Annotated in this window: 13 protein-coding genes; 2 read left to right on the plus strand and 11 right to left on the minus strand. The window is 49.7% G+C overall.

The window, feature by feature from the left end; genetic code table 11:
* Positions 1-56: 56 nt before the first annotated feature.
* The 8 genes from H9L42_RS11090 to mtnA all read right to left on the minus strand — a co-directional run bounded on the left by H9L42_RS11090 (position 57) and on the right by mtnA (position 8609).
* Positions 57-1052: a zinc-ribbon domain-containing protein gene (locus tag H9L42_RS11090; RefSeq protein WP_187303459.1), complete on the minus strand. Its 996-nt coding sequence runs from the start codon at positions 1050-1052 to the stop codon at positions 57-59.
* Positions 1053-1214: 162 nt separating this feature from the next.
* The gene (locus tag H9L42_RS11095) at positions 1215-2597 is read right to left on the minus strand and encodes a TrpB-like pyridoxal phosphate-dependent enzyme (protein WP_187303460.1); all 1383 of its coding nucleotides are present in this window, start codon (positions 2595-2597) and stop codon (positions 1215-1217) included.
* A 399-nt stretch (positions 2598-2996) separates the two neighbouring features.
* Positions 2997-3896, minus strand: a complete 900-nt coding sequence (locus tag H9L42_RS11100) for a hypothetical protein (RefSeq protein WP_187303461.1) — start codon at positions 3894-3896, stop codon at positions 2997-2999.
* A 2-nt stretch (positions 3897-3898) separates the two neighbouring features.
* Positions 3899-4759: a D-alanyl-D-alanine carboxypeptidase family protein gene (locus H9L42_RS11105; RefSeq protein ID WP_187303462.1), complete on the minus strand. Its 861-nt coding sequence runs from the start codon at positions 4757-4759 to the stop codon at positions 3899-3901.
* Positions 4760-4810: 51 nt separating this feature from the next.
* Entirely contained in the window at positions 4811-6163 is a 1353-nt protein-coding gene (locus H9L42_RS11110; protein ID WP_187303463.1) for an MATE family efflux transporter, read from the minus strand.
* A 20-nt stretch (positions 6164-6183) separates the two neighbouring features.
* Positions 6184-6774, minus strand: a complete 591-nt coding sequence (gene scpB, locus H9L42_RS11115) for an SMC-Scp complex subunit ScpB (protein ID WP_187303464.1) — start codon at positions 6772-6774, stop codon at positions 6184-6186.
* Positions 6764-7549, minus strand: a complete 786-nt coding sequence (locus tag H9L42_RS11120) for a segregation and condensation protein A (protein WP_187303465.1) — start codon at positions 7547-7549, stop codon at positions 6764-6766. The genes scpB and H9L42_RS11120 overlap by 11 nt, the downstream gene beginning before the upstream one ends.
* Positions 7539-8609, minus strand: a complete 1071-nt coding sequence (gene mtnA, locus H9L42_RS11125) for an S-methyl-5-thioribose-1-phosphate isomerase (protein ID WP_187303466.1) — start codon at positions 8607-8609, stop codon at positions 7539-7541. Before mtnA ends, H9L42_RS11120 begins: the two co-directional genes overlap by 11 nt.
* Positions 8610-8757: 148 nt before the next feature.
* On the opposite strand from mtnA, the gene H9L42_RS11130 reads away from it, so the two are divergent.
* Positions 8758-9669, plus strand: a complete 912-nt coding sequence (locus H9L42_RS11130) for a cation diffusion facilitator family transporter (protein WP_187303467.1) — start codon at positions 8758-8760, stop codon at positions 9667-9669.
* 153 nt (positions 9670-9822) lie between these two features.
* Here H9L42_RS11130 and H9L42_RS11135 read toward each other — a convergent pair whose 3' ends face one another.
* A complete protein-coding gene (locus H9L42_RS11135) occupies positions 9823-11208 on the minus strand; it encodes a putrescine aminotransferase (protein WP_187303468.1) in 1386 nt (461 codons plus the stop codon).
* Positions 11209-11760: 552 nt separating this feature from the next.
* A complete protein-coding gene (locus H9L42_RS11140; protein WP_187303469.1) occupies positions 11761-13281 on the minus strand; it encodes an amino acid permease in 1521 nt (506 codons plus the stop codon).
* A gap of 165 nt (positions 13282-13446) precedes the next feature.
* Between H9L42_RS11140 and H9L42_RS11145 the strand changes: the two genes are divergently transcribed.
* On the plus strand, positions 13447-13890 hold the full coding sequence (locus H9L42_RS11145; protein ID WP_187303470.1) for a MarR family winged helix-turn-helix transcriptional regulator: 444 nt from the start codon (positions 13447-13449) through the stop codon (positions 13888-13890).
* A gap of 135 nt (positions 13891-14025) precedes the next feature.
* Here H9L42_RS11145 and H9L42_RS11150 read toward each other — a convergent pair whose 3' ends face one another.
* A complete protein-coding gene (locus H9L42_RS11150) occupies positions 14026-15165 on the minus strand; it encodes a radical SAM protein (protein ID WP_187303471.1) in 1140 nt (379 codons plus the stop codon).
* Positions 15166-15171 lie beyond the last annotated feature (6 nt).

A 15171-nucleotide genomic window follows, 5' to 3' on the forward strand; every position in this document is an offset into this window, starting at 1 on the left:
ATTGTATCGAATTTTGGCTGAAACATGCAGTCTCAGTGCGCCGTTCCTTAAATACCCTAAAAAATCCGTTCCAGAATAGATTCTCTTTCTGCTTCACTCACCGTAACGCGGACGGAAGAGTCCGGAGTATAGACGCCGTCCAGTACCGCCCCTTCTCCGATATAAATCTGCTTTCCGTCGGAAAGAGTGCCCGAGCAGCCTCCTGACTCCATCGGAGTCAGGGAAAGCTCCAGAATCGTCTCCAGATCCTCCATGCTCATTTCCGTCTCCATGTTATAAAAAAGCGTGTTCAGCGTACCGCTCATTTCCAGACAGGCGCTGTCTGAATTGGAATAATCCTCTTCCCGATCCAGAAGTCCCGCGGGGAAACATACCTGCAGAGACAAACTTTCAACCTCCGCATACGCGTATCCCCAGTCACCCTGGCTCAGATCGCCGTACACCGGCGCGCCGAGACTCCCATATGCCTCCGCGATCTCTTTCCCGGTCATCCCCACCAGGTCAACATATTTTTCCCAGGTATCTTTCTTATGTTCCAGAGCAATCGTCTTCTCGAATTCATATGTTTGCCCATTCTTCTCCCACTCCAGACGCACCAGATGTTTCCCATCATAAAGAGATGACGCGTCAATCCTGTTTTCCTGTTTTTCATACAAAACCGTATCAATATAAACATCATACGCTGTCAGTTCATGAAGCGTTCCGTCCTCATAAGTAACATACAGCGGATCCAGGCTCAGCTTATTGTCCTCAATTTCATAGGAATCCTTTAAATCCACATTGCTTACGGCTTTTACCGCGCCTGCCGGCTGGCTGTTTTCCTTCCCTTTCTGAAAGAAATCCGGAAGCATCACCGCCGCGGCGGTTGCCGCTCCGCATACCAGCAGCGCCGCGATAAAAATCAGCAGAATTTTATTTTTATGCAAATAGAAAAATCGTACCATCCGCTGCTTCCGCTCAGAGGTTTCTTCCGTAGAATCGACCGGCGCTCCGCATTTTTTACAGAAATTCGCCGTATCTTTTATCTTATGTCCGCATTGGTTACAATACATCCGCCGTCTCCCTTCCCGGTATCGTAACCTTATTTTATCGTAGATGTCCTGCCGGTTCAATCCGTTTTTGAGATTGTTCCTGTGAAGACCGGATAAAAAGCATCGGGTTCCTCTTTGCGAGAACCCGATGCCAAAAAGAAATGTCTTATTTTTTAAATTTTGCTAATCCTGGATTCCCGGAATCGACGGAATCGCGTCCATGGAAGGTTTTAACTCTTCATCCGTCGGAATGTGATCGCTCATCCTGCCTTCGTTATACGCGGCATACGCGGTCATATCAAAATAGCCGGTTCCGGTCAGCCCAAACAGAATCGTCTTTGCTTCGCCGGATTCTTTACATTTGAGCGCTTCATCAATGGCGCCTTTGATGGCATGAGCCGATTCCGGAGCCGGAAGAATCGTTTCCAGCTTCGCGAACTGTACGGCCGCTTCAAATACTTTTGTCTGTTCCACCGCGGAGGCTTCCATATAGCCGTCCGCATAGAGCTTGGACAGAATCGGCGACATTCCATGGTACCGCAGGCCGCCGGCGTGGTTCGCGGAAGGTTTAAAGGTGCACCCCAGCGTGTACATTTTCGCCATAGGCGTGATCTTTCCGGTATCGCAGAAATCATATTTGTAGACGCCTCTCGTAAAGGACGGGCAGGAAGCCGGTTCGATGGCTACAATCCGCGGATCGCGCTTTCCGGTAAGCTTATCCTGCATAAACGGCGCGATCAGTCCGCCCAGATTCGAGCCGCCTCCCGCGCAGCCTACTACAATATCCGGATATTCATCCAGCAGCTCCATTGCCTGTTTTGCTTCCAGCCCGATAATCGACTGGTGGAGCAACACCTGATTGAGAACCGAACCCAGCACGTAACGATATCCGTCGCTGGTGACAGCCCGCTCTACGGCCTCGGAAATGGCGCATCCCAGGCTGCCGCTGTTCTCCGGATCTTCGGCCAGGATTTTTCTCCCCGCTTCCGTCCGATCCGACGGCGAGGCGAATACATTGGCGCCGAAGGTTTCCATAATGTTCTTTCGGAACGGTTTCTGGTTATAAGAAACTTTTACCATATACACTTCCAGATCCAGACCAAAGTAGGAGCACGCTTCGGCCAGGGCAGTTCCCCACTGTCCCGCTCCGGTTTCCGTGGTAACCCCTTTCAGCCCCTGCTGTTTCGCGTAATAAGCCTGGGCCACAGCGGAGTTCAGCTTGTGGCTGCCGGAAGTATTGTTTCCTTCAAATTTATAATAGATCTTCGCCGGCGTATCCAGCGCTTTTTCCAGATTATAAGCCCTGCATAACGGAGAAGGGCGGTAAATTTTGTAGATATCCAACACTTCCTCCGGAATATCGAAGTAGCGGGTTGTTCCATCCATTTCCTGCTTTGCCAGTTCTTCGCAGAAAACCGGATATAAATCCTCCACCGCCGCGGGCTTCCCGGTTGCCGGGTTGATAATCGGCGCCGGCTGCTCTTTCATGTCCGCTCTCAGATTATACCATTGCTTTGGCATCTGTTCCTCGGTTAAGTAAAGTCTGTGGGGTACGTTCTTTTTCATTGGTTTACTCCTTTCCATTTCCCTGATTGAGAAGCGTCCTGCAACAAGAAAAGCGCCTTCATCCCGCTGCGGGACAAAAGCGCTGCTTTTGCTATGCCACCCTGAGAACAGACTGAATCTCTTCTCTGCTTCCGCGTACAGCTGTTGATACGCGCTCCCTTTATAACGGGCGGAGATCCCGTCAGGTATTACTCAACGTCTCCGTCTTTCTTCCTGCCCTCATAAGTCCATTCAGTCCAGTCGCTGCCTGCCGCGTTTTCACCGCCCGCGGCTCTCTGTAAAGCGCGGTTCCGGACCTACTACTCTCAATCATCGGTTTCACTGTTTTAATTATGCTGTTATTATAAAATTATCCTTGTGGTTTGTCAACTATTTCTTTCTTATTTTTTGTGAATTCTACTAAAAATCATAAAACTGACATTTGCACATTTTATGGCTTTTCCCTGTTTCATCCACCATGGTACAAGCTCCGCAAATCCCTTCCCCACAGCACATATGAAAGTTATTGCTGTAGACCGCTTTTTCTCCGGGAATGGAAATCGCGTCCTGATAGTAATCCGAAGCCAGCAGCAGGATCGCGTCATAGCCTGTCGGACACACAAAATCCGCAGTCAGTTTGGTATAACGGATACTGTTTGCCGGACAGTCCGCCAGATAGTCATTCACCAGCTCCTGATTGATTTTGTCCAGATCCACAATCAGATCGACCGTATCCTTTCCCAAAGCCCACCGATTATAGTGAGCCGCGGGCGCGAAACCCACTCCCTTGGTAATGCACAGAACCTTCTGCGGCTGTTTTTTCAACAGCTTCCGGACCCCCAGCAGACCGTTGCGGTAGACGCCCCGCACCTCGATTTCATCTCCGGCTTCCGTCAGAGCCTTTGTCTTTCCCGCCATCACATTCACTGCCAGGTGGATCTGCCCTTTGTCCGGATCCGAACGCATCACGGAGATCGGCACGCTGTAGCAGCTGCTGTATCCATGGGGTTTTAAAAAAACATAAGATCCGGGAAGCGATGCCTTAAGAGCAAACCCGCGGCTTACCTCCACGACAAAAACCAACAGATGCTCACCGTACCAGATCTTTTTTAAAATGCGGCACCGCTTGCTTTCCCTGCGATTGTTGATTTTCTTCCCGTTCTGGATGTACTCATTATAAATGCATACGCCCCTCCAGCCGCAGTCGCAGAAATCTTTTCCCTGAAGGCGGCTGCAGGTAAGGCAGTCGCCGGACTGAGCCAGCAGACAGGGACAGTTTTCCGTTCCCGCGTCAATGCATACTTCTTCTTTATAGGTCATGGTTATTCCTCCAATCTCTTAAAACCATACTCCATTAATGTATATGCGTCGTTAAACCAGTTTGGTGCGCCCATGACCACACAGATCAGCTCTTTTCCATCCCTCTGTGCCGAAGCCGCCAACGTCCGGCCGGAGGCTTTTGTATAACCGATTTTTATCCCGTTTCCACCCCGGAATTCATGAACCGTCTTATTTTTATTGTAAAAATGGGTAAAGTCGTTCCCCTCCCTCTGAGCGTCCCAGGACGGAGCTGCCACAATCGTGCGGAACATCGGATGCCGCATGGCTTCCCTCGCGATCTGTGCCAGATCCCAGGCCGTTGTATAATGGTTTTCATCGAACAGTCCGTTGGGATTGACAAAATGCGTATTGCCGCAGCCCAGTTCTTCTGCCTTCGCGTTCATTTCCGCCACAAAATTTTCTGTACTGCCTGCCGTCAGAATGGCCAGAGCAACAGCCGAATCGTTTCCGGACTGAAGCATGAGTCCGTACAGCAAATCTTCCAGACGGATTTTTTCTCCGGCTTTCAGATACAGAGACGACCCTTCCACCCCTTCCGCTTCCCGGGGTACGGTAACCACCTGATCGATAGGGCTGTCATAACGCTCCAGCGTTTCCAGAACCAGAAGAGCAGTCATAATTTTGGTAGTACTGGCAGGATACGCCCGCTCCCGCGCGTTTCTCTCATAGAGGACTTCCCCTGTTTCCGCTTCCACCAGGATCGCCTGTGACGCGGAAATCTGCGGTACAGCGGGCATCGCCGCGGTCTGCCGGACCTCATCCGCTTTGAAAGCGATCAAGACAACCGCGGTAAACAACACAGCAGCGAACCCGACTCCGATTCCAAAGTTTTTCTTTTTCATAATCAAAAATCTCCTACAGAACAATTTACGGTTCCGCGGGAGATTTTATGCTTACAAATGTTCCAGATACTGCCGCTCGGATTTGCTGATCCATCTTCCGCTCCGGTACCGGATGACAAAGCAGCACGCGCGGAAGAACCAGTCAATGGTCATCGCGATCCAGACCCCGAATAGCCCCAGATGCAGATAAAGTCCCAGCAGGTAGCTGAAGGCCACGCGGAACACCCACATGGATACGATGGAAATCAACATGGTAAGCGCCACATCGTTGGACGCTCTGAGTGTATACGGCAGCGTGAAGGACAACGGCCAGATCAGCGCCGCGCAGACGGAATGATAAATCAGAATCTGCCTCGCGTACTGGCTCGCCAGATCCGAAAGACCATATACATAAAGAATCAGCGGCAGCGCCAGTACGACAACTCCGTTAAACAGGAGCATCGTCAGATAACAGATTTTCAGCAGCTTTTTCGTGTAATAGCGCACCTGTTGGTAATCTCGTGCCCCTACGCACTGAGAAACGACCGTAATTGTCGTGTAGCCCATGGCAATCCCCGGAAGAATCGCAAAGGAAGCGACATAGTTTCCGATGGCGTTAGCCGCGATGGCGGCTGTACCGAATCCGGAAACAAGGCTGAGTACCAGAATTTTCCCCAGCTGAAACATGCTGTTTTCCAGCCCATTGGGAATTCCGATAGACAGAATCCGCTTCAGCAGGAACCAGTCCGGGCGAAACGTCAGCGGACGGGGAATATGCAGCAGCCGATCCTGCCGGAACAGCAGCTTTATAATGATCACCGCCGCAAGAATACGCGCGGCCAGCGTCGGAATCGCGGCCCCTTCCACCCCCATATGAAAACCGTAGAGCAAAATCGCAATTCCCGCCAGATTCACACCGTTCATCAAAAGAGACATCTGCATGGCAATCCTGGAGTTTCCCATGACCCGAAATACAGCGGCTCCCGCGTTGTACAGCGCGATAAACGGAATCGACGCGCTGACAATCAGAAGGAACACACGGCTGTTTTCCATGACGTCCGCCTCAATCTCTCCGAACACCTGGTGTAAAATAAAATCCCGGAATACATAGCAGGCGGCCATAACGACAATCGCGAAGGCAAAAATAAAGAGAACCATCTGCCATGCCGCTCTGCACCCGGTCTGGGGATCCCGCCTTCCGATATACTGACCCGCGACGACTGCCCCTCCGGTCGCCAGCGCCGAAAAGACATTAATAAAAAGAATAAAAATCGAGTCTACCAGGGAAACGCCCGACACAGCCGCTTCTCCCAGACTGGCCACCATAATCGAATCCACCAGTCCCACGGAAATCTGCAGAAACTGCTCGATAATCAGCGGTATGATCAGCTTTTTCAGATCCTGATTGCTAAAACGGTACTCCAAACTCTCACCTTCTTAACACTTTATTTTTCCGGAAGCTTCAGGGAAATCTGCTGCAAATCCAGACTGTCGGCAGGCCCTTCCGCTCCCATAATCTCTTCGATTTCTTCAATATCCGGCAATTCTTTAAGGTTGGTAAACCCAAAATTTTTCAGAAACACATCGGTAGTACCATACAAAATCGGCCGTCCAATCCCCGAAGAACGTCCTACCTCTGTGATCAGTTCTTTTTTTTCAAGTCCGTCGATTACCCGATCGCAGCGGATTCCCCGAATGGACTCGATCTCTCCTTTGGTGACCGGCTGCTTGTAAGCGATGATCGCCAAAACCTCCAGGGCGGACTGGGACAGCTTTTTATGCTTGATCGGCGTACACAGCCGCTCGATATATTCGATATTTTCCTCGCAGGTTACGAACTGAAAACTCTTATTCACTTCCCTTATGCGAATACCTCTCTGCTGCCGCTCGTACTCCTCCTGCAGCTCCAAAAAACAGTTATACGCTTCTTTCCAGTTGATATTAAAGATCTCGGCTGCCAGTTTTACATCCAGCGGCTGTCCCCACACGAACAGCATGGATTCAAAGGCAGACTTTATCGCGCGCTTACTCGTCATCTGTACTTCCTCCCCCAGGCTCTTCCCCCGCCTCCAGCAGACGTTCGGTGGCCCTCACTGTGATGTCTCCATAGATGTACTTCTGATCCGCGTCCAGACGATTTTCTTTCATCATTTCCAGAACAGACGAAAACGTCAGTGCGATATCATATCTATCCTCTTTTTTCTGCACCAGTTCTTTAAAATCCGCTTCCTCTCCCACGTGCTCCAGAAAATATTCCCGGATATCCGCCATTCTCGCTTCGGCGGTCGCTTTTTGTTTTTCCGTCCGGATATGGTGCCTGCGGATCTCTTCTTCTTTTTTCTTCTTTCTCAGGAACAGATCAAAAGCGGCGACAAACTGCCGCAGATCCAGTTTCAGGTATTCATCCGGCTCCCCTGTGTAAACGGACAGATCCTCCTGCGGTTTTTCCATTGTCCGCAAACCGGATTCCTCCTGTTTGCGGAGCATCTCGGCCAGTAGTTTGAACCGCTTGTACTCCAGTAGCTTTTCCACCAGTTCTGATCTTGGATCCTCAAATTCCGCTTCTTCTCCTCCCGGCGCTGTCCTCGGCAGGAGCATTTTGGATTTAATCTCGATAAGAGCTGCCGCCAGAACCAGAAACTCCGAGGCCAAAGGTACATCCAGACGCTTCATCTCTTCCATATAAGAAAGATACTGGCTGGTGATCTCGGATATCTCAATATCGTAAATACTCATCTGCGCGTGTTCAATCAGATAGACCAGCAGATCAAACGGGCCTTCAAAAACATTGAGCTTTACTTTATATCCCATGAATCAGTTCCCTCAGGCTATCTTGATACGGAGGGCGCACAATGCCCTTTTCCGTAACAACCGCCGTAATATACTCGTGATCGGTCACATCGAAAGCCGGGTTGTATGTTTTAATCCCTTCCGGCGCCATGGGCCGTTTATACCACAGGCTGCGGATTTCGTCCCCGTCCCGCTCTTCGATGACAATTTCTTCTCCGGAGGCCGTATCCAGATCAATTGTGGAAGTCGGCGCAAACATATAAAAAGGGATTCCGTACTCTTTGGCAAGAATCGCAACGCCCGAAGTCCCGATTTTATTGGCGCCGTCACCGTTGGCCGCCATACGGTCGCAGCCGACTACCACCGCGTCAATAAGCCCCTGTTTCATTACAGTGGAGGCCATATTATCGCAGATCAGTGTCACATCCACGCCCTCCCGGGAAAGCTCCCAGGCTGTCAGCCTGGCTCCCTGCAGCAGCGGGCGCGTTTCGTCCGCGTACACCCGGAACTGATATCCTCTCTCCTGGCCCAGATAAATGGGCGCCAGACAGGTTCCATACTTGGCGGTTGCCAGAGTTCCCGCATTACAGTGAGTCAGGATCCCCATTCCTTTTTTCAGGAGGGAGAGTCCGTGTTCTCCCATGGCAAGACAGCTCTGCTCATCTTCCCGGCGAATGGCGTCCGCCTCCTGGAAAAGTCCTTCTTTTATAAACGCCCTCTGTTCTTCCCATGGCGTTTCCGCATCTGCCTGCTCGCGCAGCTGGTACAGCCGCTCTTCCATCCGTTCCAGCGCCCAGAACAGATTCACCGCGGTCGGACGCGCGGTGGCGATATATTCCTTCGCCCAGTGAAAATCTCTGGCAAAATCCTGGAAGTTGGCAGACTCCAAATCCCTGACCGCCCGGTAAAGTCCGTACGCGGCAGCCACTCCGATTGCCGGCGCGCCCCGTACCTGCAGCTTTTTAATTGCCGCCCAGATTTCTTCCTTTGTTCGAAGTTCTATGTAATGCTCCTGTCCCGGAAGCAAACTCTGATCCAAAATCCACAGTCTGCTGTCTTCCATTTTTACAGGTGTGATCATATCATTTCCCCCTTCACGTTCAACGGTCTTATTTTAACACATTTTTCCCTTCAGTTACAGCACAAAGTCCCTGCGCGGCACGCTGGTTCTCTTTGACAAATTGTGAAACTTGTATTATAACTAAATAGAAAGAAAGGATTCAGACTCTATGGAAAAACTCTCACGAAAGCAGACTACTATGCGGGTTTCCTTCGTCAGCATCGGTGGAAATCTGTTTTTATGTTGTTTAAAGCTATGCGCAGGCATTCTGGGCCGTTCCGGCGCTCTGGTCTCCGACGCCATTCATTCCGCGGCGGACGCCATTGACACGATTATTGTGATTATAGGCGTAAAAATGGCCTCAAAAGCACCGGACGAACGGCACCCTTACGGCCACGAACGAATGGAATGTGTGGCCGCGCTGATTTTATCCATTGTGCTGGGATGCATCGGCGCCGGAATCGGATATGCCGGCCTTGAAAAAATTATGTCCGGAAATTATGAAACACTGGGCGTTCCCAGTCGCCTCGCTCTCTTTGCGGCGCTGATCTCCATCGCCATAAAGGAAGGGCTTTACTGGTACATGCGGGGCTCCGCAAAACGAATCCGCTCCGACGCGCTCATGGCCATTGCCTGGCACAACCGGGCGGACGCCCTTTCTTCCATCGGCAGTTTTATCGGCATCATCGGTTCCAGAGCGGGCTTTCCTATCCTCGATCCGATTGTCAGCGTTATCATCTGTCTGTTCGTTATTAAAGCGGCGCTGACCATTTTTATCGAGGCGGTCAATAAGATGATCGACCGAGCCTGCGATCCGAAGACTGCCGCCGCGATTCAAAACGCTGCCGCCGATTATCTGCGGAAGCAGGCTGCCGGAGAGCTGGGGCAGCTGCGCACCCGTCTATTCGGAGATAAAGTCTATGTGGAAATCGAAATTTACCTTCCGGGGGACCGCTCCCTGGCGGAATCTTGTCAGTTCAGCTCACAGCTGCGCCATTTCATTGAAGAAAGCTTTGACATGGTCAAAGTCTGCAAAGTTCTGCCCCTTCCCCTCGAAAAAAGCAGCAGCCATGATAAATAATACTACCGCGCTTCAAACCAGCGCTGCCGTTCCAGTACTTCTGAGAACGGTATTTTTTTATTCAGGATCCGCGGAAAGTATTCCAACTAAGCAAAAAAAGGGACCCACAACTCGCATTGCAGGTCCCAAAGGTAATTATGATGAAATTATCATTTACAGTTTGAAGTCAGCTTTAACAGCAGCCAGAGCTTCGTCCAGTGCAGCCAGAACTTTGTCGATTGTTTCATAGCTCTGAGTTGCAGGCGGCTCGATTCTTACTGTCTTAGCATTTACTAATGTACCAGCTACCATTACCTTTCTTTCGAACAGGTGCTTAGTTACATCGTATCCAACTTCTGCTTCCGGGAATTCCATACAGATCAGCATACCAGCTCCTCTGTAAGCAGTCAGGACAGTCGGATATTTTTCATGTAATTTCTGCAGGCCTTTCAGGTAGTATTCACCCTTTTCTTTTGCCTGTCCCGGGATATCGTTTTTCAGCATATATTTGATTGTGGAAATGAATGCTGCGCAAGCCAGCGGGTTACCACCGAATGTCGGGGATCCCAGAATCCACGGATTGTCAAACATTTTGCCTTCCTGACCAGTACCAACACCGGATTTTTCATAAGTCCAAGGTCTAGCGATAATACCAGTGATCGGAACAACACCGCCGGAAGAAGCTTTACCGAATGTCATGATATCCGGAGTAACATCTTCTACTTCGCATCTCCACATTGTACCAGTACGTCCCAGACCAGTCTGGATTTCGTCAAAGATCAGAGCTACGCCATATTTGTCAGCGATTTCTCTTAATCTCTTCAGGTATCCTGTCGGAGGAATGTTAACGCCAGCTTCACCCTGAACCGGTTCAACGATGATAGCCGCAACCTTTTCACCTACAGCCTGCAGGTTCTTAATCGCAGTTTCTGTAGCGTCAGCGTTACCATATTCAACGTGCTGTACCTGCTGAATCATCGGGATGTAGTCTTCTCTGTAAGCGCCCTTACCTCCCATGGAGATAGCACCCATGGATTTTCCGTGGAACGCGCCAACTGTGGAGATGTACCATCTTCCGCCAGTAGCCAGTCTAGCCAGTTTCAGAGCCATTTCTACCGCTTCAGCACCACCGTTAGTGAAGAAGGAGTACTGCAGATCTCCAGGAGTGATCATTGCCAGCAGTTTAGCCAGGTAACCTCTCAGCGGGTCTACCAGTTCCTGGGAGTGCAGAGAGAATCTATCTAACTGAGCACGTACAGTCTTTTTAATTTCCTGGTTGTTATGTCCGCAGATGAAGATACCGAATCCGCCCAGGCAGTCGATGAATTCTGTGCCGTTCAGATCTCTGAATACATCACCTTCGTCTTCCCATTCAATGAACGCGGAATCAGTAGATACAGACTTTCTGTATTCCAGCCATCCCGGATTGTAGTTTTCGTTAAAGTTCGCGATTGATTCGTCATGGATGGCCTTCTTGTCAGCGTCTGTCAGCGCATCCTTTTCAATGTAATCAACAACGCGAGTTGCCAGCTCTAAAGCTTCTTTGTTCTTTGCAGTCATTTTAGTGACCTCCCTTTTCTTTTTTGTGCTATCCTGACACCTGATAGCAACAGTATAACTTTTACGTCTCTATATATATACAAATCTCATGCCAAGTCTTCTCCGTAAGCTTTTTCACTGTAGAAATATTCTGAAAAAGCCTTGTTTTCCAAGGATTCTCAACGATATTTTTTTTTACAGTTTTTTCTTAGCTATCAGAAATCCGGAATTTTTTTGCCTTTTTTTCGTATCAATTCTAATAATTATTCTCATTTGTGAGATATATTAATTCTCTTCCTCGCCCTCTGCTGTTCAAAAAAGGAAACGGTTCCGCGGGCCGTTTCCTCCGAAAGGTTCATTTAATATATGTAGTTTTTTTATTTTGGTTTGTACATTCCTCTGCGCAGCTGCCCTCAGAATATCACTGTCATTCCGTTCTCCGCAAGCACCTTCCGCAGCGTCAGAACGCAAAACTGCGCAGAAAAAAGTCTCAAAAAATGAGAAGAAGGCAGTATGCCAGAAGACTGCCTTCTTTTCCAAAATCAGATCTTAATAAATGTAAATTTCCCCTTGCTACTTATTAAGATCCGGGAATGTTTCATCAAAGGATTTTTCATCGTGAGACAATGCGTTTACATTGCGCACATGGCCGGTCTTTCTCGCGATGACCCGTATAATCATCGGCACGATAACCGACGCGGTAGCGAGACAGAACGCAGGAAACTGTCCTTCACCAAACGCCATCATAATCAGGAAGATAATCTGCGCGATCATGGCGAAAGCCGGCAGCCAGGTCTGTCCTTTCTTTACACGCGCTTTCAGGCAGGTCTCCGGATCGTAGCCTCTCTTCTTGAGCCTTTTTCTGAATACCAGCTGCGAAGCGCAAATTCCTACCCAGGCAAGTGTTCCTGTGAATCCGGATAGAGACAGAAGGTTCGCGTACAGAGACGACATAGCGCCTGTCAGTTCAGATACAAGGCCGATGATAAGCACGATCCACATGAACAACAGCGTAAAGAGCGCCGCGTTCCGCGGATTGGATGTCTTAGTCAGTTTGCTCAGGAACTTCGGCGCAAGCCCTTCGATGGACAGACCGAACATGGCTCTTACAGTACCGTAGAACCCCGTATTCGCGCAGCTGAACGCCGCAATCAGCACAACAGCCGACATGATGATTCCAAAGAATCCCATGTTATATCGGTTCATAATATCCGCGAAGATCGGATTGTCCTCTGTTCCCAGATTCCAGGGGTAAATCAATACGATCAGCAGGATCGGCACCATATACAGTCCGGCAATACGGTAGGTAACACTTTTACATGCTCTCGGAACCGATTTTTCCGGATCCTGCGCCTCAGCCGCCGCCAGACCTACGATTTCCGTGCCCTGGAAGGTTACCAGCACAACCGTCATAGAAGTGAATACGATCGCCATTCCTTTCGGGAACATCTGCGGCACGAATCCTTCGTCTCCGCCGAAGTTAACGCTTCCGCCCAGGAAGTGATCGCTTCCCCACAGGCCTACCCAGATTCCGAACGCCAGGATAATAAATAAAATAATTACACATACTTTTGTAATGGCAAGTCCTGATTCAATCTTCGCGAAGATATCAACTGCGCAGAGATTGATAATCGTGAGCGCCAGCAGCGCGCCAACCGCGCAGGCTACGTAAAATACGCCGCTCGTCGAGCCTGTCAGATACTGGAGTACGGTAGCGACCGCAACCGCTTCCGATGGTACGTAGCAAACCCAGTTAAACCAGAACGACCATCCCATACCGGTCGAAAGCGTCTCACCCAGAAATTCATTGGTATAGGCGACAAACGATCCTTTTCTCGGAAGGTTTACCAGCAGTTCCGCATACGCGATCATCAGTCCGTAAACAATAACGCCTACAATCGCGAACGCGATCAGAACCGCGGGCCCCATCTCGCCAAGACAGGTTCCCACTCCCAGAAAATAGCAGGAACCGATAACGCCGCCAAGGCCGATGAACGATACCTGCCATCCCTTAATCCCTCGTTTCAGCTCTTGATTTTCACTTGAGGGTTCCACTTTTTTACTTCTGACATAAATATTGCCTCCTTTCAGCAATTCCCTCCCCTTTTTAGTCCCGTTTCGGACTATTTTTATATTAATCGCTATCTTCTGATTTGTCAATACAATTCTTATAATTATGAAAATAACTCTTTTTTTTATTTTTTATGGTATGATAGAATGAAAATATAATCGTTATGTCAGAAAAGGAAAGGATAGAGAATGACGATCAAACAAGATATCGAACGTTATTATAATTTCTGGTTCACCACCGATAAAATCTATGATACCTGGGCAAAGAAACAGGGAATCTCTATTAACGAACTCTTTGTGCTCTTTGTTATCGCGGAAAATCCGAACACCTGCACCCAGCAGAGGATCTGCCAGAAGCTCCTGCTGCCGAAACAGACGGTTAACAGCATTCTCCTTAAATTCGAAAAAGAAGGGTACGTAAAGAAACAGCCCTCCAAGCAGGATAGACGCAGTAAAATTCTCACTTTCACCGAAGAGGGTCAGCGTTACGCGGACGGAATTCTGCTGCGGCTGTATGATATCGAAGGCACCGCGCTCTACAATATGAATCCGGAGGTCCGTACCGCTCTGCTGGACGGATTTGACGCGTTTTTAGAAGTCCTGCGGCAGGCATTTGAAGACGCGGAGTCATAAAAAAAAGAGCCTCTGTCCCGTGAAGCTCTTTCCCGTTCTCAAAGCTATCGGATGTCCTATTTTTTCGGTCTCCGAAAGGTCATCTACTCCGTCTAAAAAACAGTCCGATTTCGGTTCATTGTCCCAAAACGAAAATTATATATACCTGCCAATCCATTCATTCATCGTTCTTGTCCATTCGTCGGGATCGGAAATCTGTTCCGCGGCTCTCTGCAGCTGCCGTCTCTGCCGCAGCGGCATTCGGGCAAGTTCTTTGGGGCTGATCAGCGCTCTTGTCCTCCGCGCAAGCTGGAACAGTTTTTTCTCAGGCTCCGGCATATTCCGGTATTCATCAAGGATCGCCAGCATCTTCTCCCTGTCCTTTTTCAGGCTGCCTTTTACCGCCTGAAGCAGATTGACGATATGGTCGCTGACAATCCGTGTATTCACATCCCCTGTCTTTACAATCAAGATCCGGATTTCCTCCACTTTTTCATCCTCGCTGCACAGGACGAAATCTCCTCGTTCATAATCCTCATAAAGCTCCGTCCCCGGCTTTATCGCGGCGGTTCGTATACGGACAAAGTCCGGATTTACCTCGCTGACTACACGCGCCATGCCCTCCGCGTTTTTCCGCGAAAGCGCTCTTCCTCCAAGTCCCGGCATGAAATAAACCGAAAGTTCCAGCCCGCCGGCTTTGATATTTTTTCCCGCCCGGATCTGCTGCTCCGATGTCACGCCCTTGTTTACAAGAGCCAGAACTTCATCGGAACCGGATTCAAAACCGGAATGAATTCGGGTAAGTCCCGCTTCCCGAAGTTCGGCGAATTCTTCGGCGCTGACCTTTGACAAATTCTCTGCCCGGCCGTAGGATGTAATCCTTTCAATTTGCGGAAACGTCTCTTTCAGGTACCGCAGCACTTCGGTCAGGCGTCCTCCGCTGAGGGCCAGAGTATTGCCATCCTGAAGAAATACGTTTTTACCGCCGTTCAGCAGCCAGGTGGCGACAACATAATAACTGTTCTGTTCCTCCGGCGGCATTTCACGAAGCTCCGCGTTGAGTCTTTCCACATCCCAGCTGCCGTCCGTACGCCGGCTCCGCTCTGCTTTCCGGGCGAAAGCAGCCATACGGTCAATATCTTCCTTTACGCTGTCCACCGTGTAAGCGCGGAATTTCGTATGCCGGTAAAGATTACAGAATTTACATTTGTTCCAGGTACACCCTTGCGTTACCTGCATCAGCAGGCTGTCTGCCTCGCTGGGCGGCCGGATCGGCCCGATTCGAAATGGCTCCATGATATT

The organism is Zhenpiania hominis, from assembly GCF_014333425.1.
In the GTDB taxonomy this organism is placed as follows: domain Bacteria; phylum Bacillota; class Clostridia; order Peptostreptococcales; family Anaerovoracaceae; genus Hominibacterium; species Hominibacterium hominis.

Coding starts and splice junctions, on each gene's coding strand:
- H9L42_RS11090 (WP_187303459.1), bottom strand. CDS start 1,052: ATGTATTGTAACCAATGCGGACATAAGATAAAAGATACGGCGAATTTC.
- H9L42_RS11095 (WP_187303460.1), bottom strand. CDS start 2,597: ATGAAAAAGAACGTACCCCACAGACTTTACTTAACCGAGGAACAGATG.
- H9L42_RS11100 (WP_187303461.1), bottom strand. CDS start 3,896: ATGACCTATAAAGAAGAAGTATGCATTGACGCGGGAACGGAAAACTGT.
- H9L42_RS11105 (WP_187303462.1), bottom strand. CDS start 4,759: ATGAAAAAGAAAAACTTTGGAATCGGAGTCGGGTTCGCTGCTGTGTTG.
- scpB (WP_187303464.1), bottom strand. CDS start 6,774: ATGACGAGTAAGCGCGCGATAAAGTCTGCCTTTGAATCCATGCTGTTC.
- H9L42_RS11120 (WP_187303465.1), bottom strand. CDS start 7,549: ATGGGATATAAAGTAAAGCTCAATGTTTTTGAAGGCCCGTTTGATCTG.
- mtnA (WP_187303466.1), bottom strand. CDS start 8,609: ATGATCACACCTGTAAAAATGGAAGACAGCAGACTGTGGATTTTGGAT.
- H9L42_RS11130 (WP_187303467.1), top strand. CDS start 8,758: ATGGAAAAACTCTCACGAAAGCAGACTACTATGCGGGTTTCCTTCGTC.
- H9L42_RS11135 (WP_187303468.1), bottom strand. CDS start 11,208: ATGACTGCAAAGAACAAAGAAGCTTTAGAGCTGGCAACTCGCGTTGTT.
- H9L42_RS11145 (WP_187303470.1), top strand. CDS start 13,447: ATGACGATCAAACAAGATATCGAACGTTATTATAATTTCTGGTTCACC.
- H9L42_RS11150 (WP_187303471.1), bottom strand. CDS start 15,165: ATGGAGCCATTTCGAATCGGGCCGATCCGGCCGCCCAGCGAGGCAGAC.